The 22,801-nt window shown below is 71.0% G+C and carries 16 protein-coding genes; 9 read left to right on the plus strand and 7 right to left on the minus strand.

Annotation, left to right across the window (positions count from 1 at the left end; all coding sequences use genetic code 11):
- Positions 1-30 precede the first annotated feature (30 nt).
- Complete coding sequence (locus ACQPXM_RS12920) at positions 31-483, plus strand: YcxB family protein (RefSeq protein ID WP_432948150.1); 453 nt, start codon at positions 31-33, stop codon at positions 481-483.
- 79 nt (positions 484-562) lie between these two features.
- Entirely contained in the window at positions 563-2,494 is a 1,932-nt protein-coding gene (locus tag ACQPXM_RS12925) for a TIGR03960 family B12-binding radical SAM protein (RefSeq protein WP_432948152.1), read from the plus strand.
- Positions 2,495-2,497: 3 nt separating this feature from the next.
- Here the strand turns inward: ACQPXM_RS12925 and ACQPXM_RS12930 are convergent, their stop codons facing one another.
- The 4 genes from ACQPXM_RS12930 to ACQPXM_RS12945 form a co-directional block, all read right to left on the minus strand.
- Complete coding sequence (locus ACQPXM_RS12930) at positions 2,498-3,913, minus strand: tyrosine-protein phosphatase (RefSeq protein WP_432948154.1); 1,416 nt, start codon at positions 3,911-3,913, stop codon at positions 2,498-2,500.
- 5 nt (positions 3,914-3,918) lie between these two features.
- Complete coding sequence (locus ACQPXM_RS12935; protein WP_432948156.1) at positions 3,919-5,244, minus strand: M20/M25/M40 family metallo-hydrolase; 1,326 nt, start codon at positions 5,242-5,244, stop codon at positions 3,919-3,921.
- Positions 5,245-5,319: 75 nt separating this feature from the next.
- Entirely contained in the window at positions 5,320-5,490 is a 171-nt protein-coding gene (locus tag ACQPXM_RS12940) for a hypothetical protein (RefSeq protein WP_432948158.1), read from the minus strand.
- A 113-nt stretch (positions 5,491-5,603) separates the two neighbouring features.
- The gene (locus ACQPXM_RS12945; RefSeq protein WP_432948160.1) at positions 5,604-7,982 is read right to left on the minus strand and encodes a M43 family zinc metalloprotease; all 2,379 of its coding nucleotides are present in this window, start codon (positions 7,980-7,982) and stop codon (positions 5,604-5,606) included.
- 300 nt (positions 7,983-8,282) lie between these two features.
- Between ACQPXM_RS12945 and ACQPXM_RS12950 the strand changes: the two genes are divergently transcribed.
- A complete protein-coding gene (locus ACQPXM_RS12950) occupies positions 8,283-8,831 on the plus strand; it encodes a hypothetical protein (protein WP_432948162.1) in 549 nt (182 codons plus the stop codon).
- On the opposite strand, the gene ACQPXM_RS12955 is transcribed toward ACQPXM_RS12950, so the two are convergent.
- Positions 8,824-9,813 (minus strand): GNAT family N-acetyltransferase, encoded by a 990-nt coding sequence (locus ACQPXM_RS12955; protein ID WP_432948164.1) that lies wholly within the window; start codon positions 9,811-9,813, stop codon positions 8,824-8,826. The genes ACQPXM_RS12950 and ACQPXM_RS12955 overlap by 8 nt on opposite strands.
- A 115-nt stretch (positions 9,814-9,928) precedes the next feature.
- Between ACQPXM_RS12955 and ACQPXM_RS12960 the strand changes: the two genes are divergently transcribed.
- Positions 9,929-12,460, plus strand: coding sequence for a S8 family serine peptidase (locus ACQPXM_RS12960; RefSeq protein WP_432948166.1), 2,532 nt, complete (start codon positions 9,929-9,931; stop codon positions 12,458-12,460).
- 876 nt (positions 12,461-13,336) lie between these two features.
- Here ACQPXM_RS12960 and ACQPXM_RS12965 read toward each other — a convergent pair.
- Both ACQPXM_RS12965 and ACQPXM_RS12970 read right to left on the minus strand, forming a co-directional pair.
- A complete protein-coding gene (locus ACQPXM_RS12965) occupies positions 13,337-14,215 on the minus strand; it encodes a prephenate dehydratase (RefSeq protein WP_432948168.1) in 879 nt (292 codons plus the stop codon).
- 38 nt (positions 14,216-14,253) lie between these two features.
- Complete coding sequence (locus ACQPXM_RS12970; protein ID WP_432948170.1) at positions 14,254-15,057, minus strand: lysophospholipid acyltransferase family protein; 804 nt, start codon at positions 15,055-15,057, stop codon at positions 14,254-14,256.
- Between the two features lie 290 nt (positions 15,058-15,347).
- Between ACQPXM_RS12970 and ACQPXM_RS12975 the strand changes: the two genes are divergently transcribed.
- The 5 genes from ACQPXM_RS12975 to ACQPXM_RS12995 all read left to right on the plus strand — a co-directional run bounded on the left by ACQPXM_RS12975 (position 15,348) and on the right by ACQPXM_RS12995 (position 22,677).
- Positions 15,348-17,702 (plus strand): M64 family metallopeptidase, encoded by a 2,355-nt coding sequence (locus ACQPXM_RS12975; protein WP_432948172.1) that lies wholly within the window; start codon positions 15,348-15,350, stop codon positions 17,700-17,702.
- Positions 17,703-17,784: 82 nt separating this feature from the next.
- Positions 17,785-18,285 (plus strand): DUF1772 domain-containing protein, encoded by a 501-nt coding sequence (locus tag ACQPXM_RS12980; RefSeq protein WP_432948174.1) that lies wholly within the window; start codon positions 17,785-17,787, stop codon positions 18,283-18,285.
- Positions 18,286-18,313: 28 nt separating this feature from the next.
- Positions 18,314-18,484 (plus strand): hypothetical protein, encoded by a 171-nt coding sequence (locus ACQPXM_RS12985; protein WP_432948176.1) that lies wholly within the window; start codon positions 18,314-18,316, stop codon positions 18,482-18,484.
- A 45-nt stretch (positions 18,485-18,529) separates the two neighbouring features.
- A complete protein-coding gene (locus tag ACQPXM_RS12990; RefSeq protein WP_432948178.1) occupies positions 18,530-19,357 on the plus strand; it encodes a TIGR03936 family radical SAM-associated protein in 828 nt (275 codons plus the stop codon).
- Positions 19,358-19,500: 143 nt separating this feature from the next.
- Positions 19,501-22,677 carry an Rne/Rng family ribonuclease gene (locus tag ACQPXM_RS12995; RefSeq protein ID WP_432948180.1) on the plus strand — a complete coding sequence of 1,059 codons (3,177 nt, stop codon included), beginning with the start codon at positions 19,501-19,503 and terminating at the stop codon, positions 22,675-22,677.
- Positions 22,678-22,801 lie beyond the last annotated feature (124 nt).

Genomic DNA, 22,801 nt, shown 5'->3' on the forward strand with positions numbered 1-22,801 from the left:
CTGCGCCGGCCAGCAAGGGGAGGACCACAGATGAACATCCCGCTCACCGTCGAGCTCACGCTCGGACGCCGGGCCCGCAACGTCCGCCAGCAGGCGCACTGGATCGGGTGGTTGTTCCGCACCCTCGGTGTCGGCTACTTCGCCTGGGGTCTGCTCGCCCGGTCCGTCGGCATGACGGTCGTCGCGGTGCTGTTCCTGCTGATGCCGGAGGTTCGCGCGGTGCTGGTGCAGTACGTGATCGGCCGCAAGTACGGCCGGACCTACACCTACACCCTGTCCGGCGACGGCGTCCGGATCGTCACGGCCATCTCCAACCTAGAGTTCACCTGGGCGGGGCTGAAATCGCTGCGGGAGACACGGAGCGGGTGGAGATTCCGGTTCCCCGGGGGCGGCGGCTTCGTGATCCCGAAAGAGGTGTTCACGCCCGCGCAGGCCGCCGAGTGGCGGCAGTTCCTGGCTGACCGGCAGCTGGTCGCCCGCTGAGCGGTCCGCCGGATGCGGGACCAGCGGGCCCCCGGCGTTACGCTGGTAGCCGATCTGTCCCCGTACGGAAGTGTCGTTGATGACTGTCGAGTCGTTGTTCCCCCGCCTGGAGCCGGTGCTGCCGGGTGTGCAGAAGCCGATCCAGTACGTCGGCGGTGAGCTGAACTCGGTCAGTAAGGACTGGGACGCGGTCAGTGTCCGCTGGGCGTTGATGTACCCCGACGCCTACGAGGTCGCACTGCCCAACCAGGGCGTGCAGATCCTGTACGAGGTGCTGAACGAGCGCGACCACATCCTGGCCGAGCGGACCTACTCGGTCTGGCCGGACATGGAAGCGGTGATGCGGGAGCACCAGATCCCGCAGTTCACGCTCGACAGCCACCGGCCGGTGCGGGCCTTCGACGTGTTCGGGCTGTCGTTCTCGACCGAGCTGGGCTACACCAACATGCTGACCGCGCTCGACCTGGCCGGCATCCCGCTGTACGCCGTGGACCGCACCGAGGACGACCCGATCGTGCTGGCCGGCGGTCACGCGGCGTTCAACCCCGAGCCGATCGCGGACTTCATCGACGCGGCGGTGCTCGGTGACGGCGAGGAGATCGTGCTGGCGATCTCCGAGGTGATCAGGGAGTGGAAGGACGAGGGCAAGCCAGGGGGCCGCGACGAGGTGCTGCTGCGGCTGGCGAAGTCCGGCGGCGTGTACATCCCGAAGTTCTTCACCGTCGAGTACCTGCCCGACGGCCGGATCCAGCGCGTCGCGCCGAACAAGCCGGGCGTGCCGTGGCGGACCGCGAAGCACACCGTGATGGACCTGGACGCCTGGCCGTACCCGAAGAAGCCGCTGGTCCCGCTGGCCGAGACCGTGCACGAGCGCTACTCGGTCGAGATCTTCCGCGGCTGCACGCGCGGCTGCCGGTTCTGCCAGGCCGGGATGATCACCCGCCCGGTCCGCGAGCGCAGCATCACCACGATCGGCGACATGGTCGAGAACGGCCTCAAGCAGTCCGGTTTCGAGGAGGTCGGCCTGCTCAGCCTGAGCTCGGCCGACCACAGCGAGATCGCCGAGGTGGCCAAGGGCCTGGGCGACCGGTACGAGGGCAGCAACGTCTCGCTGTCGTTGCCGTCGACCCGGGTCGACGCGTTCAACATCACGCTGGCCAACGAGTTCTCCCGCAACGGCCGGCGCAGCGGTCTGACGTTCGCCCCCGAGGGCGGCTCGGACCGGATGCGCAAGGTGATCAACAAGATGGTCAGCGAGGAGGACCTGATCCGCACCGTCGCGGCGGCGTACAGCCACGGCTGGCGGCAGGTGAAGCTGTACTTCATGTGTGGTCTGCCGACCGAGACCGACGAGGACGTGCTGGCGATCGCGGACCTGGCCAAGCGGGTGATCGCGACCGGCCGCGAGGTCTCCGGGCGCAACGACATCCGCTGCACGGTGTCGATCGGCGGGTTCGTGCCGAAGCCGCACACCCCGTTCCAGTGGGCCTCGCAGCTCGGTGTCGAGGAGACCGACGCCCGGCTGGCCAAGCTGGGCGCGGCGATCCGCTCGGACCGCAAGTACGCCAAGGCGATCGGCTTCCGGTACCACGACGGCAAGCCCGGAATCATCGAGGGCCTGCTCTCCCGCGGCGACCGCCGGGTCGGCCGGATCATCGAGGCGGTCTGGCGCGACGGCGGCCGGTTCGACGGCTGGAGCGAGCACTTCTCGTACGAGCGGTGGCTGGAGTGCGCCGACAAGGCGCTGGCCGACGAGCCGGTCGATCTGGCCTGGTACACCACCCGCGAGCGCGAGTACGCCGAGGTGCTGCCCTGGGACCACCTGGACTCCGGGCTGGACCGTGACTGGCTGTGGGAGGACTGGCAGGACGCGCTCGAGGAGGACGGCGCGATCGAGGTCGAGGACTGCCGCTGGACCCCGTGCTTCGACTGCGGTGTCTGCCCGCAGATGGGCACCGAGATCCAGATCGGCCCCACCGGCAAGAAGCTGCTGCCGCTCTCGGTCGTCTGAGCCTCAGCTGATCGCGAACAGGACCTCGCTGAGCGACATCTGCTGCGCGCTGTCGAGCACGATGTCGGCGCCGAGCAGGGTTTCGATCGGCACGTAGGGGTTGGGGATGCCGGCCGTCCGCAGCCCCGCGGCGGCCGCGGCCGCGATCCCGTGCGCAGTGTCCTCGACCGCCAAGGCCAACCGCCCGGGGAGAGCGATGCCCGCCGGTGCCGCCGGACCCCCACCGGGATCAACGCTCCCCGCCGCGCCGAGCCGGGTCAGCGCGAGCTGGTAGACGGCCGGGTCGGGCTTGTGCCCGTCGACCTCGTCGCCGGTCGCGATCACGTCGAACAGATCCAGCGCGCCGACCCGCTCGAGATGGCCGACCACCCACTTGCGCGGCGAGCTGCTCGCGATCGCGACGCGCAGCCCGAGTGCGTGGGCCTCGAGCAACCAATCGTGGATGCCCGGCCGGAACCCCAGCTCCGCGTGCAGCCGGTCCCGGAACGCGGTGCGCCGGGCGTGACTGGTGTCGCGGTCGAAGTCGGGGACGAGCGCCGCCAGCCGGGCGTACCGGACCGTGCTGGTGTCGCCGCCGTGACCGGGCCAGAAGTCGTCGTCGAGATCGAGTTCGAGCCCGTGGTGGGCCCACTCGGCCTTCCAGCTCTCGACCATCGTGGTCTCGGTGTCCATCAGCAGCCCGTCGAAGTCGAACACGACGGCCTCGAGCTCGGTGTCGCTCAGCAGCCGCAGCCCGAGCCGGTGGATCTCACGCGGCGTCAGCCCACACCCCGCCAGATAAGCCCGTACGCCGCCGTACCGCTGGTCCACGTGGTCGAGCGCCGCCAGGATCGTCTCGGGCAGCGACCGCCACAGGATCCCGGCCGACTCACGCTCCTCGTCGGGCAACCCGGCGATCCGGTCGAGGATGCCGAGCTTCGCCTCGCTCAGCGCGTAGTCGGCCGCGATCACCTCCCGCGGTACGCCGGCCAACTCCTGCAGCAGCGCGACGAGCAGCCCGGTCCGGTCCTTGCCCGACTTGCAGTGCACGACCACAGCAGTGTCGAGCGGCACCGCGGCGATCGCCCGGTACGCCTGGAGGATCTGACCGGTGTTGCGATCGAGACTGCCGCGGTAGATGTCGGCCATCAGCGGCTCGTCCTCAGCGACCCGCCGCTTGTCGGCGACCGGGTCGATCCACGCAATCCGCCGGTACGCCGGGTCGCCGTCGAGCGGGTGCGGCTCGGTCAGCTCCCAGTCCGAGCGCAGGTCGAGCACGAGTCCCGCGCGCACCTCACGAAAGGCGGCCCAGCCGTCGTCGTCGAGCTGGTGCAGGGAGTCGGTCCGGATCAGCCCGGCGCGCGTCGTCCCGCCGTACCGGGTGGGCAGGCCGGCCAGGTCGCGGGCGTTCAGGCATCCGTTCCACCGCAGGTCCGTCACCCCGGTTAGCTTAAAACACCTCCCAGCGACTCGTAGTCGCGCCAGGTGGTGCCGTCCCACGCCTTGCGGTGCATCGCCCGATCCGTCCCGGCCACGAAGACGTCGAGCAGACCAGGTCCGCGCGAGACCACCGAACCAGCCGGCCGCGGTCGAGCGACGGCAGAGACCTCACCCAGCCAGCCCGCGAGCGCCGCCGCGTTCATCCGCAGGATCTCGGCCGCCAGCGGCCAGTTCAGCGTGCTCAACGTGTCCGACGCCGAGTGGATGTTGCCGTTGGCACTGTCCGCGCCCTCGATCGTCAGCAAGGCCGGCATCCCCGCGGTGATGAACGGGACATGGTCGCTGGCGAACGGGTTGAACGACGTCTCCACCTTCAGCCCCGTGTACGTCGCGGCGGCCGCGGTCAGATCGCTGATCTGCGTCGCGGACACCGCCGCGCCTTCGAGCAGCACGGTCGGCGTCGAGCTGTTCTTCGACGCGATCATGTCCATGTTGAGCACCGCCAAGACCCGCGCTCGCTCGGCGGCCGGCAGCGCGGCGACGTACTGCTTGCTCCCGTGCAGCCCTTGCTCCTCACCGCCGAACAGGATCAGCCGAACATCGTGCTGCCAGCGACGTGTCGCCAGCACCCGCCCGAGCTCCAGTACGCCGGCCGAACCGCTCGCGTTGTCGTCGGCCCCCGGTGCGGACCCGCCCGAACCACCAGCGTGATTGACCGAGTCAAGGTGTGCGGTGATCAGCACGAGGCCGCGCCGGCCCGGACCCGCGCCGGGCCGGTCGCCGATCAGGTTCGCCGAGCGGCCGGCGCCGACCGTGATCGGCATCCGCGTCGTCGAGTAGCCGTGGGCCACCATCCGGGCGGCGGCGAAGTCCACCGCCTGGGTGTACGACGGGCTGAGCGAGTGCCGGGTCGGCAGGTTCGCCAGCCAGGTCACGTCGGCCTGGTACGCCGTGGGGGAGAGCTGGTCGAGCAGGTCGGTGACGGTTCGCTCGATCCGTTGCGCCCCGAGGGGAGGGATGTCGACGACGACCCCGGGACGCAACGGTTCGGCGCGCCAGTGGTGGTTGTTGCGCCGCCGAGGCTTGTCGGCGGCCGAGATCACCAACTGACGGCCGTGGTCGAGCAGCGGGACCACGTCGGGATGGTCGTCCTGGAAGGAGCGACCGACCTGCGTGACCAGCAGCAGTCCGGGCACGGTCCGCGAGGCCCGCCCGAGTTTGTGGTCGGCGGCGCACCACAGAATGGTCCGGTCGCCGATGCGGGCAGCCTGCTCGGCGTCAGCCGCCTCGGCCGCCGGTACCACCAGATAACGCACAGCCGACACCGTCATCAGTCCATCTCCTTTCGTCGCGTCCGAAGAACCCGAGGCAAGAGCGCTCTCGGTTCTTCGGACGCTGCCACGGAACTACTGCCAGGCGAGTTCGAGGCGGTCCTCGGTCACGGCGACGACGAGTGCCGAGCCGGTGACGCCGCGGGCGATCACGCCGGACGGCTCCCACTGGCCGAGGTGCTCCTCGGGCGCGTCGCCGCGGCCGATCAGGCGCTCGACGAAGGTGCCGTCGGCGCGGAACTCCACCCCCCGCCGGCCGCGGGCCGGCGGGAAGGGGAAGTCCTCGCGGCGGTAGACGCTGATCCCGTCGTGGTCCTCCTCGAACGAATGCGTCCACCGCCCGAGCGGCGGCTCGGTGGTCAGCTCGGCACCGCCTCGGCGACAGTTGCCTTCGGCATCTGCATCGGGGTGGCCCCCGGCGCGGGCGCCGGCAGCGTGACCTTGAAGTCGCTGATGATCCCGCCCAGCGGTTCGTACCCGGTGGCCGACGGTCCCCAGGCGGACCCGTCCCACCACTTGTGGTAGAGCCCACCGTCGGTCCCGACCACGAACACGTCCAGCCGGTCGCTGTCCCACGCGGTCACCCGCGGCTCGTCGACACAGATCCCGCCGAGGTACTCGAATCCCGACCACGCCGTACCGTCGTACCACTGGTGGTAGAGCGCCGAGTCGGTGCCGAGCACGAACACGTCCAGCCGGTCCGGGCCCCACGCGACCGCCGTCGGCGCGCTCGCGCACACGCCGCCGAGGGAGTGGAAGCCGGACCATGCCGTGCCGTCCCAGGACTGGTGGTAGAGCGCCGAGTCCGTGCCGAGCACGAACAGGTCGAGCCGGTCAGGGCCCCACGAGACGACGGTCGGCGGGCTCGTGCAGACGCCACCGAGCGACTCGAAGTCCGACCAGGCCGAGCCGTCCCACCACTTGTGCCAGACCGCGTTGTCGGTGCCCAGCACGAACACGTCCAGCCGATCCTCACCCCACGACACCACCTGCGGCGGACTCATGCAGATCCCCCCGAGATATTCGTACCCGTCGACCGACGGTCCCCAGGCCGATCCGTCCCACCACTTGTGGTAGATCGCGCGGTCGGTGCCGAGCACGAACAGGTCGAGCCGGTCCGGTCCCCAGGTCGCCACCCGCGGCGGACTCATGCACACGCCGCCGAGCGCTTCGTAGCCGGTCGCCGACGGTCCCCAGGCCGATCCGTCCCACCACTTGTGGTAGACGCCGTGGTCGGTGCCGAGCACGAACGCGTCCAGCCGCTCGGGTCCCCAGGACGCCACTTCCGGTGCACTCATGCAGATCCCACCCATGTACTCGTAGCCGCCGGCCGACGGTCCCCACGCCGATCCGTCCCACCACTTGTGATACATCGCCCGGTCGGTGCCGAGCACGAACGCGTCCAGCCGGTCGCTGCTCCACGACACCACCGGCCCGGCTGGGACCGGCGCGCCGGCGTCGGCGTACCCGGCGATCAGATCGGACCGCACGGTGTCCAGACAGGCCTCCATCCGGGCCACCTGGTCGTGGGTGAACATCACCATGCCCCGGTCGTCGGTGTAGTCCATGTAGTTCACGAACAGGTCGCCGTTCGGGCCGTTGCTGCACGACACCTTCGGGAACGTCGGTACGCCGAAGTTCGGGCCGCCCTGGTTCGGGGTGTCGGCGACCTCGTCGGTGCCGGAGCAGCCGGTGCCGTCGTCGCCCCAGATGTGGAACAGGTTGAGGTAGTGCCCGATCTCGTGGGTCAGCGTCCGGCCCAGGTCGAACGGCGCGGTCGCCGTACCGGTGGTGCCGAAGCCGGTGTGCGTGACGACGACGCCGTCGGTCTCGGCCGGGCCGCCGGGGAACTGCGCGTAGCCGAGCAGGCCGCCGCCGAGCTGCGCCACCCAGATGTTCAGGTACCGGTCGGTCGGCCACGGGTCGATCCCGCCGGTGGCCGACGACTTCACCGCGTCGTCGTGACTGAACGACGTGCGGGTGGTCTGCGTGCGGGTGACGCCGGTGGTCGGGTTGCCGTTCGGGTCCTCGGTGGCCAGGAAGAACTCCAGCCGCGAGTCGGCGACCAGACCGGAGAACGGCGCGGGGACGAAGCCGAGGTCGGTGTTGGTGGCGCGGAAGTCGCGGTTGAGCACGTCGAGCTGGCTGTCGATCTGGGCCTGGGAGATGTTCTGCGCGGGGGTGTTCCAGACGACGTGGACGACGACGGGGATCCGCCCGACACCGGCGAACCGGTGGTCGCTGGCCACGTACTCCGAGGTCGCGTTCTCCAGCGCGGAGCGGGCCGCCGCGTACGACGGATCGCTGGACAGCAGTCGGCGGTGTACGTCCATCACGCCACAACTGCGCCGCGAAGGCCGCTCGACGTCGCCGCCGGAGCCGTTCGCGCTGCCACCCGGACCGTCCGAGCCGCCGGGCATCCCGCTCGATCCACCCGGACCGCCGGACATTCCCGGCATGCCGCCGGATCCACCCGGGCCGCCGCTCATCCCCGGCATCCCGCCCGATCCGCCCGGACCCGCGGACATCCCCGGCATCCCACCGGATCCCGCCGGGCCACCTGTCATCCCGGGCATCCCGCCCGCGCCGCCACTCGCGCCCGACCCGCTCGCACCGCCCGGCATCCCGCCGGATCCCCCGGTGCCGTTGGACATCCGGCCGTCGCTGGGCATGCCCGGCATCCGGTCGGGATCGGTCCCGTGGATCTTGTCCGCTCTCCCGTTGGCCTTTCTCGGCATTGCTTTCCCCCTACGGTGGACAGGGGCGACGAGCAGGACGGAACCGGTCACTGCGAACCCCGCGCACACACCGACGATCCCGGACCGGGACGCTTCCCAGATCCCCCAGACCCACGCACCAGCCGAAGACGGACTCTTGCCGTCTTCCCCCGCCGAACAGGCTGCCCCCAAGACACTGCTCGCATTCACCATGCGACGCTCGCGATCGGAGCACAAGACTTCGACACCGGCCAGTCCGATTCACCGATAACCCAACAGTCGTTGGAGAATTGCTTGAGTCCTCAAGGGGGAGTCCGCCCGATGCGCAGAGAACTGTCCGTCCCGTTCGAGATCCGCGGCCAACGCGGTCTGGTCAACGTGCGCGTGCTGGCCAACGACGATCCCTGGGCGTCCGGCCATCAACTGCTGGTCCCTGACCTGGACGCCGAGGCGTTCCGCGGCTTCCCGATCTGTACGGCGACACTTCGCTATCACGGCCAGGGCCTCAACGCGGTGATGGGCTGGATCCAGGTCGTCGCCCGGAGCTTCGACGGCGCCCGCACGGTCGACGTGCTGCCGTACTTCGCCGGTATCGCGCCGTTCTACACCTACGGCCACCTGCCGACGTTCTTCGACGCCCCGGCCAATCCCGACCATCCCGACGGCAACTGGATCGCGACGACGTTCCTGGTGATCGTCCCGGACGTGATCCACAGCCGCCAGGTGGTGCCGGTCGCCGCGTTCACGTGGGGCTACCGTCTCGTCGGAGGCCACCCTTCCACGATCGATCCCGAACGCCGCGACCACACCGACTGGTCCGGCCACCGCGACGTCCTCGAACGCGACTACCCCGACTGGACCTTCAGCTGAGCGCGAGCTCGAAGGCGACCCGGTGGTCGACGGCGCGGAAGCCGAGGCGTTCGTTGACCGCGATCATCGGTGCGTTCTCCGGCGCGTTCCAGGTGTGCAGTACGGCCGGGTGATCCAGCTCGGCCTGCAGCGATCGCAGGTTCGGGATCTTCACCGCGATGCCCAGGCCGTGCCCGCGGTGCTCGGGCCGGACGAACGTGTCGTACTGGTACAGCCGATCCGGGACCGCGCGATTGCCACCCATCTGCGTGTACGCCGCCAGCCGTCCGTCCGCGTCGACCGCGACCGTGGTGTGGGTGAACCGCCCCTGGTCGATCCGGCGCGCCTCGCGGGCGACGAGTCGCTCCGGTGTCCACACCTGGATCTCGACCTCACGGTCGCCGTGCGGAACGTCCCGGCTCATTGCCGTGTACGCGTCGGCAAACTCGGCCAGCCACTCCGGCGGGGTCTCGTCGCGCCATTGCAGCAGCTCGTAGCCCGGTACCTTCCGCTCCAGCGCGTCGACCACGGAGTCGTCCATCGGGAGTTCGATCACCTGGTGCAGCTCGGTGTGCTTCTGGACGAACCCGTGCGCCGTGGCGAACGCCGTACCGGAGCTCGTGCCGGTCGCGGCCTCCGCGATCACGTAGCCGGTCAGCAGTGTGCGGCCGTCGGCCCGGGCCCGGGTCTTGACCTCGTCGAGCAGCCGGGTGGCGACGCCCTGCCGGCGGACCCGCGGGTCGACGGCGATCTCGACGTCGAGCACGTGGGTGTTCTCCAGCAGCCACCAGTCGAGCCAGGCCATGCCGAGCCAGGTGTCGCCGTCGACGAGTCCGAGCCCGGTGGATCGCTCGTCGGGCTGGTCGGCGGTGAACAGCATCCGGGTCTCCTCGAGCCCGAGCCCGACCGGGAACTCCTGCTCGTCGCGCCGGACGTCGTCGCGGATCCGGAAGAACCTCTCGTACGCCACCGGGTCGTGCCCGTCCACGTCGACGATTCGCATGCGCCGACCCTAGGGGCTGCCGGTCAGCGGCGCTCGGCAGTTTCCACCGGACACGAAATGCTCGCCGCCGGCGCCGGACATGTGTGGGGTGAAGGCCGACGACGAAGGAGTGCGTGTGCGAACGAGACGATGGGTGACCCCTGTGCTGGCCACGGTCCTGCTGCTGGGCGTCGCGCCACTGCCCGATCGGGCAGCGGCCGATCCGCCGGCGCCCAAGGACCGGACGATCACGCTGATCACCGGTGACAAGGTCGTGCTCAAGGGAGGTGACCAGCTCTCGGTCGTACGCGCCGCCGGTCGCGAGAAGGTCGGGTTCGAGAGCCGCCGGACCGCCGGGCAGTGGACGGTGATCCCGTCCGACGTACGCGGCGCTGTGGAGACCGGGACGCTGGATCGCCGGCTGTTCGACATCGAACTGCTGCTGCGCGACGGGTACGACGACGCCGCGCGCCCCGACATCCCGCTGATCGTGACCGGCGCTGCCGTGCAATCCCGGCAGGCCACCAAAACCCTGAAGGCCGGTACGGCGCTGTCGGTGCCGAAGCAGAGCGCGACGGGCTTCCTGCAGCAGTTCGGCGTACCGCAGGTCGGTCGGCAGGCCGATCGGGCCAAGGCGCCTGGCCTGAAGATCTGGCTCGACGGCAAGTTGCGTCCGACCCTCGACCACAGCGTGCCGCAGATCGGTGCCCCGGCCGCCTGGCAGGCCGGATACACCGGCAAGGGCGTGACCGTCGCAGTCCTCGACAGCGGCATCGACGCGACGCATCCCGACCTGGCCGGACGGGTCGTCGCCAGCCAGAACTTCACCGCCGACCCGGCCGCGGACACGGTCGGCCACGGCACCCACGTCGCCTCGACCATCGCCGGCCGGGGCACCGACGGCTACCGGGGCGTCGCGCCGGACGCCGAACTGCTCGACGGCAAGGTGTGCGACGACTTCGGCGGGTGCGCGGAGTCCGACGTGCTCGCCGGGCTGGAGTGGGCCGTCGCTCAGAAGGCCAAGGTGGTCAACCTCAGCCTCGGTGGATCGAGCCAGGAGGGCGGACCGCTCGACCAGGCCGTCGACCGCTGGACCCGGGAGACCGGCACGCTGTTCGTCATTGCCGCAGGCAACAATGGCCGCGCGGTCGAGTCGCCCGGCACCGCGGCCTCGGCGCTCACCGTCGGCGCGGTCGACCGGGACGAGAGGCTGGCCGACTTCTCCGCGCCCGGTCCGGTCGCCGGTGGAGCGATCAAGCCGGACGTGACCGCGCCCGGCGTCGGCATCGTCGCCGCGAAGTCCTCCGCGTCGCACCCGGAGGCGCCGGTCGGTGACAAGTACGCCCGGATGTCCGGCACCTCGATGGCCACCCCACACGTCGCCGGGGCCGCGGCCCTGCTCGCGCAGCAGCACTCCACCTGGAAGGCCGGCGAGCTGAAGGCCGCGCTCACCTCGACCGCTGCGGCCAACCCTGAGCTCACGCCGTACGAGCAGGGTTCTGGTCGCGTCGACGTCGCGCGGGCAGTGCGGCAGACAGTGGTTGCCACGACGACGAGCGTCTCCTTCGGTACGTCGCAGTGGCCGCACGCGGACGACAAGCCGGTGACCAAGGAGGTGGGCTTCAAGAACCTCGGTGCGGCGGCCTTCACGCTCGAGCTCCGGGCCGAGCTGAAGCTCGGGAGCGAGGCCGGCGTGGTGAAGCTCAGCACGGACCGGTTGACGGTGCCCGCTGGTGGACAGGCGTCGGTGCAGGTCACGTCCGACACGACGCACAGCGGCCCGGACGGTCTCTACACGGGCCGGCTCATAGCTGTCGCCGGCAGCCAGCAGGCGGTCGTCCCGCTGGTCGCCGACAAGGAGGTCGAGAGCTACGACGTCAACGTCGCGACTATTGGTCTGGACGGCAATCCCGTTCCCGCCGATCGGGCCTTCGTCGCGCTGCAGAACGTGGACACGTTCGAGTCCTCCGACCCGGGTCGCGTCGCGAAGGGCAAGTACGCGCTCGACGTCACGGCGTTCGGGCCGAACGGCGAGCACTACCGGATGGTCCAGCCGGAGATCGGAGTCACCCGCGACACCAACCTCGTCGTCGATCTGCGCAGGGCGAAGCCGGTCAAGATCACGGTCCCGCGCGCCGACGCCGGCACGTTCGTCGTCTTCTTCGGCTACCAGGCCACGAACGCGTCCGGCGACAAGATGCTGACCTTCAACCTCCAGCCGGAGGGGGAGAAGTTGTTCCTCGGCCGGATGGGCCGGCCGGTCGCGGGAGACCGCTTCCAGGCCTTCGTCTCGTCGTACGCCGGACGCCTCGCCGCCGACGGGACGCTCACCGGTACGCCGTACGTGTACGGGCTGGTGGATGTGCGGCGCGGCCAGTTCTTCGACGGACTGCAGCGCCGGGTGCACTCCGACCGCCAACTCGCCCACGTCGTCGTCCGATACCAGGGCCCAGCCGGAGCCGAGGAGGACTGGGCACTGGTCGGCCGTCAACCGGGGGTCGACACGTTCCCGATCGCGGCGACGGTGAAGCTGCCGAGCACGGTGCACCAGTACTTGGAGCCACGAACCGACTGGCAACAGTTCCTGGGCGATGTCGAGAACAAGCCGAGGCAATACCCGCTCGGGAGGACGACGTACGAGACCATCACCACCCCGCCCCAGCGCTGACGCCCACCACTGCGCACCCGGCCACCCCGCTGACGCCTACCCCGCCACACCACTCACTCCCACACCACTCACACCCACACCCACACCGCCGACGCTCGCCTGCCCTGCCTCTGCGTCCACCCGCCACACCGCAGACGCCCACCCGCTCCAGCACCGCGCCACACCACTCAGACCTGCCCCGCTACACCGCTAGCGGTACCCCACCCACGGCTGACAATCCACCCCGGATCCAGCGCTGACGCCCACCCGCTCCGGCACCGACGCCGACCCGCTCCGGCACCGACGCCCACCCGCTCCGCCACCGACGCCCACCCGCCGACGCCCACCCGCTCCGGCACCGACGCCCACCCGCTCCGGCACCGACGCCCACCCGCTCCGGCACCGACGCCCACCCGTCCCCACCCCGCCCCAGTGCATTTCGTGGGTGAACCCTGCAGCTGCACCCTTGGCCCATCGAAATCAGCTGGGTCAACGGTGCATTTGGTGGGTCAACCCATCAAATGCACCGGGGCACGAGGCACGAGCGGTGGCGGATGAAGCTGGGGCTGCGTCAGTGGTGGGGGCGCAGCGCGCTGTCGGCGGCGGGCTCGGCGTACTTCGCGCGGGACGGGTGGGCCGCGTAGGCCCCGAGGGCCGAGCCCGAGGTCCGAGCCCGAGGTCCGAGCCCGAGGTCCGAGCCCGAGGTCCGAACCCGAGGTCCGAGCCCGAGGTCCGAACCCGAGGTCCGAACCCGAGGCCGAGCCCGAGGTCCGAACCCGAGGTCCGAACCCGAGGTCCGAACCCGAGGCCGAGCCCGAGGTCCGAACCCGAGGCCGAGCCCGAGGCCGAGCTCAAGGCCCGAGGCGCGAGCGGTGGCGGATGGACCTTGGGGGCGGGTTAGTGGTGCGGCCGCAGTGCGCGGTTGGCGGCGGGCTCGGCGATTTCCGCGCGGAACGGGTGGGCGGGGTAGACGCCGAGCAGCCGGACCTCGACCGAGAAGAAGGCGAGCTCCTCCAGCGCGAGTGCGACGTTCGGGTCCTCGGGGTGGCCCTCGACGTCGGCGTAGAACTGGGTCGCGAAGAACGTGCCGCCGAGCTGGTAGCTCTCCAGCTTGGTCATGTTGACGCCGTTGGTGGCGAAGCCGCCGAGCGCCTTGTAGAGCGCGGCCGACACGTTGCGGACCCGGTAGACGAAGCTGGTGATCACCGGGCCGGATCCGACCGGCGGGATCTCCGGCTCGCGGGACAGCACCAGGAAGCGGGTCGTGTTGTGGTGCTCGTCCTCGACGTCCGAGGCGAGCACGTCCAGCCCGTAGAGCCCGGACGCCGCCCGCGGAGACAGCGCCGCGACCGTCGGGTCGCCCAGCTCGGCGACCTCCCGGGCCGCACCGGCGGTGTCGTCGGCGACGACCGTCGACCAGCCGTGCTCGCGGATGATCTTGCGGCACTGGCCGAGCGCGTGGACGTGGCTGCGCACGGTCGTGATCGTGTCGAGCGTGGCGCCCGGGACGGCCATCAGCTGGAAGTGGATCGGCAGGAAGTGCTCGCCGACGATGTGCAGCCCGGACTCCGGCAGCAGGTGGTGGATGTCGGCCACCCGGCCGGCGATCGAGTTGTCGACCGGGATCATCGCCAGCCCGGCGCGGCCGGTGCTGACCGCCTCCAGCGCGTCCTCGAACGTCGTGCAGGGCAACTGCTCGCGCTCGGGGAACATCTCGGTGCACGCCATCGCCGAGTTGGCGCCTGGCTCACCCTGGTATGCGATCGGTCCGTCCACGGTCTCCAGCGTAGACCCCGCTCATCTCACCAGCCGGATCAGGTGTCCGACTTACGGACCTTCTTCGGTGCGCCGGTGACCGCCCGGCCCTCGAGCTGCTTGGCCTTGGTGGCGTACATGTCGACGTACTCCTGGCCGGACAGCTCCATGATCCGGTACATGATCTCGTCGGTGACCGCGCGCAGGATCAGCCGGTCGCCCTCCATCCCGTCGTAGCGGGAGAAGTCCAGCGGCTCGCCGAACTTGACCGTCGGGGACGCCAGCGACGCGACCACCTTGCCGGGCGGCGCGACCACGTCGGTGCCGATCACGCCGCACGGGATCACCGGCACTTTCGACTCCAGCGCCAGCCGGGCGACGCCGGTCCGGCCCTTGTAGAGGCGGCCGTCGTGCGAGCGGGTGCCCTCGGGATAGATGCCGAACAGCTCGCCGCGCTCCAGCACCTTCATGCCGGCCCGGATCGCGCCCTCGGACGCCGACCCGCCGGAGCGGTCGATCGGGACCTGTCCGGTGCCTTTGAAGAAGCCGCGCTGGAACCGGCCCTTGATCCCGGCGCCGGTGAAATAGTCCGACTTCGCGACGAAGGTGACCCGGCGGCGCAGTACCAGCGGCATGAAGATCCAGTCGGCATACGACAGGTGGTTGCTGGCGATGATCGCCGGGCCCTGATCCGGGATGTTCTCCGCGCCCTCGACCTTCGGCCGGAACAGCCGCTTGACCGGCGGGCCGATCAGCACGTTCTTCAGGACCCAGTAGATGCCCTTGCCGTCACCGTCGCCGGCCTCGTCGACCGGATGGTCGCGGTCCGGTTCGGGCCGCGGCGACTGTGCCGGTTGCGTCATCGATGTCCTCTCCTCACTGATCCCCGAGCCCTCATGATGCCGTACGCCGCCGCAAGACGCCGTACGACGCGGTCGCCATCGGGTCGCGGCCGAGTCGCCGCGGGGGCGTCGCCTCGTCGTCGCCGGGTCATCACCGGGTGGCCGGCGTCGGCACCCGGTCCCCAGGACCGGCGCGCGGCAATCGCTGACAAGGTGGGCAGGTGCTTCGTAGGCTTCTCACGGCGGGCTCGGTGCGAGCCGCCGGGGGCGCCCGGAGCAGGAGGGCCGCGGTTGTGAGGACTGGTTTCAGGGTGCGCCGGCTGACGGCGATGGTGGGGGTGGCGGCGGCGGTCTTCGCGGGCGTGCCGCTCGCGGCGGCCACAGCGGCCGGACACGGATCAGCGAGTACGGCGGCCGCATCCATCGCGGCCGCCGAGGGAACGGTGGTGCCGCTGCAGGTCACCGGGCCGGCGGCGTCCCGCTTCAACCTGGTGGTGATGGGCGACGGGTACACCGCCGCCGAGCTGCCGAAGTTCCGGGAGCAGGTGGACAAGCATCTGAACGTGCTGTGGAGCATCGAGCCGTTCAAGTCCTACCGCAACTACCTGAACGTCTACGCGATCGAGATCCCGTCCCCGGAAAGCGGCGTCGACTGCGACCCGGGCCTGAGCTCGCCGAAGGTCGACACCCCGCTGCAGATGGGCTTCTGGGGCGGCTGCAACCCAGCCAGCGTCCAGCGCCTGCTCACGGTCAGCTCGACCGCCGCCGCGTCGTACGCGGACCTGGTCGCCGGCACCACCTCGGCGAACCGGCAAATTCTTGCCATCGGCAACAGCGACACGTACGGCGGCGCCGGCGGCAGCTACGCGACCGCGTCCGGCGGCAACGCGCTGTCGGCGCTGATCACGCCGCACGAGCTCGGCCACTCGCTCGGCGGGCTGCAGGACGAGTACGACTACTACGCCCGCGGCGAGCGCGGTGCGCCGTACGCCGGTCCGGAGCCGACCTCGATCCACCACACGCTGCTGACCGAGCAGGAGATGCTCGCGCAGCAGAAGAAGTGGTGGCGCTGGCTGGGCGAGGACAGCGAGAGCGGCGGCAAGATCGGCCGCTTCGAGGCGGGCCAGTACGCCGGATCGGGCATCTGGCGGCCGAGCAAGCACTCGATGATGAAGGTGCTCGGCTACTACTTCGACCAGGTCTCGCGAGAGCGGATGACGCAGCGGATTTCCTCCCGCGCGACGCTCTTCCAGGCCAGTACGCCGGCCGGAGCCGTCGCCGGTGACCAGGTCGTCTGGCTGCAGACCCTGCACCCGGCCAGCCACGAACTCGACGTCACCTGGACCCTCGACGGCAGCCCGCTCGCGACCGGCAACGCGCGCTTCGTGGATCTGGCGACGCTGGACCTGGCGCCCGGCCGGCACACGCTGACGGCCAAGATCGTCGACCCCACCGAGTTCGTCCGCGACCCGGCAGTCCGCGCGTCCGCCGCCCTCACCGCGACCAGGACCTGGACCGTGGACACCCGGCTCTCGGTCGCGCCCGCCACGTCCGCCACGTCCGCCGCGTCCGCCGAGCCGGAGGCGTCGGCCCCGGGCGACACCGCTGCTTCCTTCACCACCTCCACCGCCACCGACCACCCGGTCAACGCCGACGAGGTCGTCAACGTCGAGACCACCCAGTCCGACACCGACCAGCCTCGTGTGACCTGGAAGCTCGACGGCGCCGACGTGCCGAACCCGGGTAACGACCGCGACTTCGACCTGTCCCCGCTGAACCTGTCCGGCCGCCACACGCTGACCGCGACCGTCGGCGCCGACACGCTGACCTGGACCGTCGACGGCGTCGAGGCAGAGGTCACCTCGACGCTGTCGAAACCGCTGCTGACCGTGCAGAAGCCGACCGGCCCGGAGTACGTCTACAACGACGCGTTCACGATGAAACTGACCGCGACCGACGACAGCCCGGGGTACGTCGTACCGGAGTTCCGGGTCGACGGTGACGGTTGGTACAACTACTACGGCTGGCCGACCGACGCCGACGCGCCGTTCAAGTTCACCGCCGAGGGCACGGAGATCGACCAGCTCGTCTACGGCAAGCTCGGCGTACCGCGGGTGGTGCCGTGGGACGACGTCCCGTCGGGCTACGGGCGGCACCAGGTCGAGTACCGCGCGATCGATGCCTCCGGCAACATCGGGGACGCCCGCCGGTTCGCGGTCACGTTGTTGCGTCCGGCACCGGCCTGCACCAGCACGATCACCGGCGTACGGAACGCTCCGCTCACGGTGTCCGGCGGCGTGACCTGCCTGACCGGCGCCACAGTCAACGGCCCGGTCACCATCGGGGCCGGTGCTTCGCTGGTCGCGACCGACAGCCGGATCGCCGGTCCGGTGTACGCGGCCGGCGCGGCCGAAGTCCACCTGCTCCGGACCACGGCCAACGGCCCGGTTGCCCTGGACGGTACGACGGGCGCGGCGGTCGTGGTCGGCAGCACGGTCAGCGGCCCGGTCTCCGTGACCGGCGCGCGGACGGCGGAGCCCGTCGTACTGGCCGGCAACACGGTCAACGGCCCGCTCGCCTGCTCCGGCAACGCGGCTACTCCGAGCAACCTGCAGGCGCCGAACCAGGTCGCCGGCCCGCGCTCGGGGCAGTGCGCGAAGCTCTGACGAGAGGCGGTTCGAGGGTGTCGGCCCCCGCTCGGCGGTAGTTTGCCGCTGCGGGGGCTGACGTCGGGCTGGGGAGGATCGGATGGACGGACTGCGAGTGGCGGTGTTGCTGGCGGCCACGCTCAGCACCGGGCTGGTCGCCGGGGTGTTCGGGATCTACGCGAACGCGATCATGCCGGGGCTGGCCCGGACCGACGACAAGACGTTCGTCGCGGCGTTCCAGGCGATCGACCGGGCGATCATCAACCCGTTGTTCCTCGGGCTCGGCTTCCTCGGCTCGCTGGTGTTCACGCTGCTGGCCGGCGTACTGCACCTCGGGGAGACGGCGCTGCCGTGGATCGCGGCCGCCTTCGTGCTGTACCTGATCACCGTCGTGGTCACGATCGCCGTGAACGTCCCGCGCAACGACGCCCTGAAGGCCGCCGGCGATCCGGACAGCATCGACGTCACCGCCGCGCGGGCCGCGTTCGACGAGGCGCGCTGGCGGTCGTTCAACCTGCTCCGGGTCGTGCTGAACACGGTCGCCTTCGGCCTGCTCGCCTGGGCGCTCTACCTGACCGGCAAGTCCAGCGCGCAGCCCTGACCGATGGCCACCCGCAGCAGTACCAGCGGTGCCGACGACTGCTGGTCCGGGTCGAGGCCTTCGCCACCGCGCCCCCGGTCTGGTTTTCCTGGTGCAGGCCGGTCTGTTCGTCGTCATGACGATGGGGCGTACGGATCTGCTGGCCGGCCACTGGAGCCGGAACGCGCTTGCTGAGCGGGGCGTACTGCCCGGCCGTTGAGCGGGGAAGGTGATTGTCCGGCGCCGGGGCTGTCAGAATGCCGTCGTGGCACCTGTACAAGCTCCGCCGTCCCAGCAGCTCCCCGCGGTCCAGAAGTTGCGCGTGCGCTTCGCCAAGCGCGGGCGGCTGCGCTTCACCTCGCACCGCGACTTCCAGCGCGCCTTCGAGCGCGCGGTCCGGCGCGCGGAGCTCCCGGTGGCCTTCTCGCACGGCTTCAGCCCGCACCCCAAGATCTCGTACGCCGGTGCCGCGCCGACCGGGGCCGCCTCCGAAGCCGAGTACTTGGAGATCTCGCTCACACATCAGCGCGAGCCGGACGCCGTACGGGCTGCGCTGGACGAGGCGCTGCCCGCGGGGCTCGACGTGCTCGACGTGGTCACCGCCACGGGTGGGTCGCTGGCCGAGCAGCTGGAGGCCAGTGAGTGGGAGATCGCGCTGCCGGGCGTGGATCCGGCCGCCGCGGCGACGGCGGTCGAGGCCTTCCTGGCCCGGGAGGAAATTCTGGTCGAGCGCATGACCAAACGGGGACTTCGCTCGTTCGACTGTCGGGAGGCCGTTCTCCGACTCACCGTCGGTAGTGGACCGGCTTCGGTTGAGACGTGTGCGATACTGCAAGTGGTGTTACGGCACGGAACCCCGGCCGTGAGACCCGACGACGTTCTCGCCGGCGTGCTCGACGTAGCGACGCTCCCGGTGACGGGCCCGGCTCTTCTGACCAGGCTCGCCCAGGGCCCGCTCATCGCGGCCTCCGGCACAGTGGACGATCCGCTCGCTCGTGACCGCGACGCCAACCAGGCGACCGCGACCGGCCAGGCGGTCGACCACGAGACGCATCCAGCGGAGGGCGACGTCGCCGCTCCGACTGCGCCCTGAAGCGTGGGGGAGCGGGACCCAGCAGGCTTCCGCCGTGCCGGCCACCCGCCGGAAACGGCGAGACCGTGACCGCCTTCTGGGCGCGCCGGACCCGTGACAGGGGTCGCAGGATGCGCCGGAGGGCCTGAGGAGACCCGCACTGCATGCTCGACAACGAGCCGAACACCACTGAGGCCGCCGAGACGGCCGCCGCTCAGCCGGCCCGCAAGGCCGGCGCGAAGAAGACCGCCGCGAAGAAGTCGGCGGCCAAGACCACCGCCACGCGCAAGCGCACGGTCAAGAAGGCCGTCGCCGAGCCCGAAGCGGTGAGCACCCAGTCCGACGCGGAGGCCGCCGATCCGGCGCCCGCCCCCGCGAAGAAGACCGCCGCCCGCAAGACCGCGGCCAAGGCGCCGGCCAAGAAGGCCGCCACCAAGCGCACGGTGAAGAAGGCGGCCGCGAAGCCGGCCGAGGAGGCCCCCGAGGTCCCCGCCGACACCACCGCCGACGGCGGCCCGGTCGTCGAGACCCCGCCCGTGGCGAAGAAGACCACCCGCCGCCGCACCACCAAGAAGGCCGCGGCCCCCCAGCCCGACCTGCTCACCCCCGACTCCCCGGTCACCGACGGCCCCGTCGCCGACGCCGAGGAGGACGAGGAAGCCCTCGCCGCCGAAGCAGCCACCGCCGCCGCCGAGGCCGCCGCTGCTGAGGCCGCCGTCGCTGACGAGACCCCCCGCACCACCGCCAAGGCGATCACCACCACCGGCACCTCGTACGTCTCCGTCGGCGGCGCAACCCCCGCCGCCCCCGTCGAAGAGGCCACGGAGGAGCCGGCCCCCACCCGCCGCTCCCGGCGCCGCGCCCCCGTCGCGGCCCCCCTCTTCCAGGCCCCGACCGTCGACGTCGCCCCCCAGGCAGCGGCGACCAGCCCGGTCGAAGCCACCCCGGACGAGGAGACCCCCCGCAAGCGCACCCGCAGCCGCCGCGGCGCCACCGCCGACGCCGCGCAGGTGACCGAGACGCCGACGGACGAGCTGACCGACGTACCGGAGCCGACCGAGGACGAGCAGCCCACCCGCCGTCGCCGCAGCCGCCGCGGCCGTGACGCCGAGGAGGTCGCCGCCGACCGCGCCGAGCCGGTGCTCGAGGCCGCGCAGGAGATCACCCCCGAGGACGCGACCGACGCCGACGACGACGAAGGTGACGGCGAGGGCACCCGCCGCCGGCGCCGCCGCCGCGGTGGCCGTCGCCGCCGCAAGTCCGGTGAGGGCGCGGACGACAACGCCGACGAGCAGTCCGACGACGACGAGGACACCGACGAGCAGTCGGACGACTCCGACGACGACGCGGGCGACACCGACCAGTCCGAGGACGAGGGCTCCGGCACCTCGTCGCGCCGCCGCCGTCGCCGTCGTCGCCGCAAGGGCGAGGAAGGCGCCGTCGCCGCCGACGACCCCGACGAGATCGTCGTCCGGGTGCGTGAGCCGCGCAGCAAGAACACCGTGAACGAGATCACCGCGGTCGAGGGTTCGACCCGCCTGGAGGCGAAGAAGCAGCGCCGCCGCGAGGGCCGCGCCGCCGGCCGCCGCCGCGCGCCGATCGTGTCCGAGGCCGAGTTCCTGGCCCGGCGCGAGTCGGTCGAGCGGGCGATGGTGATCCGCGCCCGCGGCGACCTGACCCAGATCGCCGTGTCCGAGGACAACGTCCTGGTCGAGCACTACGTCGCCCAGGAGGAGCAGGTCTCGCTGATCGGCAACGTGTACCTCGGCCGGGTGCAGAACGTGCTGCCCAGCATGGAGGCCGCGTTCATCGACATCGGCAAGGGCCGCAACGCCGTCCTGTACGCCGGTGAGGTCGACTGGGCCACGCTCGGCGCCGGCAACGGCCCGCGCAAGATCGAGTCGGTGCTGAAGTCCGGCCAGGCGGTCCTGGTCCAGGTGACCAAGGACCCGATCGGCCACAAGGGCGCCCGGCTGACCAACCAGATCAGCCTGCCCGGCCGGTACGTCGTGTACGTGCCGCGCGGCGGCAACGGCGGGATCAGCCGCAAGCTGCCCGACACCGAGCGCAACCGGCTCAAGACCATCCTGAAGGACATCGTCCCGGACGAGGCGGGCGTGATCGTGCGCACCGCGGCCGAGGGGGCGACCGAGGAGGAGCTGACCGCCGACGTCAGCCGCCTGCAGGCGTACTGGACCGAGATCGACAAGAAGTCGAAGTCGGGTCAGGCGCCGCAGCTGCTGCACGGCGAGCCGGACCTGCTGATCCGCGTGGTCCGCGACCTGTTCACCGAGGACTTCACCAAGCTGGTGATCTCCGGTGACGACGCCTACGACCAGGTCAGCGAGTACGTCTCGTCGGTCGCGCCGCACCTGGCCGACCGGGTCGAGAAGTGGACCGGCGACGGCGACGTGTTCGCGAACTTCCGGATCGACGAGCAGATCAAGAAGGCGCTGGACCGCAAGGTCTGGCTGCCGTCGGGTGGTTCGCTGATCATCGACCGGACCGAGGCGATGACGGTCGTCGACGTCAACACCGGCAAGTTCACCGGCTCCGGGGGCAACCTCGAGGAGACCGTCACCAAGAACAACCTGGAAGCGGCCGAGGAGATCGTCCGCCAGCTGCGGCTGCGCGACATCGGCGGCATCATCGTGATCGACTTCATCGACATGGTGCTGGAGTCCAACCGCGACCTGGTACTGCGCCGGCTGGTGGAGTGCCTGGGCCGCGACCGGACCAAGCACCAGGTCGCCGAGGTGACCTCGCTGGGTCTGGTCCAGATGACCCGCAAGCGGATCGGCACCGGGCTGCTCGAGGCGTTCAGCGAGAACTGCGACCACTGCGGTGGGCGCGGCCTGATCCTGCACGACGAGCCGAAGGAGTCCCGCCGCAACGGGGGCCGCGGCCAGCAGGAGCCCAAGAACGGCCACGACCACAAGGCCGCGGAGGGCGAGGGGCGCAAGAGCTCCCGCCGCAGCCGCGGCAAGGGCCGTCGCGACGACGAGCAGACCGAGGCTCCGGAGCCGGCGCCGCACACCAGCGACGCCGCCCAGCGCCTGGCCCAGATCGCTGCCGCTTCGGCTGCGGCGAACGGCCACGGTCAGCACGACGAACCGGCGCGGGAGACCTCCTCCGAGGAGCCCGGGACGCCGGCGCAGGCTGCCGACGTACCGGCTGAGCAGGCGAGCACCGACGCGGCCCCGGCCGCTGAGGTCGAGGCGGAGCAGAGCGAGCAGAACGGCTCGTCCCGCACCCGTCGCCGGCGCAGTGGGCGGAGCCGCTCGAAGGGCACCGATTCCGAGGCGGAGAGCGCTCCGGAGCTGGTCACGACTGCTCCCTAGGGCCGGTTTTGAAGTTTGCGACGCTCGCGTAGTAAACTTCCCATTCGGCGCGCATCCTGCGTGCCTCCTTTGTGTGGGCCCCGGTGTGTAGGTGTGTGACAGCCCGGGGGCCCGGTAAGACTTC

Origin of the sequence: Kribbella sp. CA-253562 (assembly GCF_050942265.1) — a bacterium.
Classification (GTDB): Bacteria; Actinomycetota; Actinomycetes; order Propionibacteriales; family Kribbellaceae; genus Kribbella.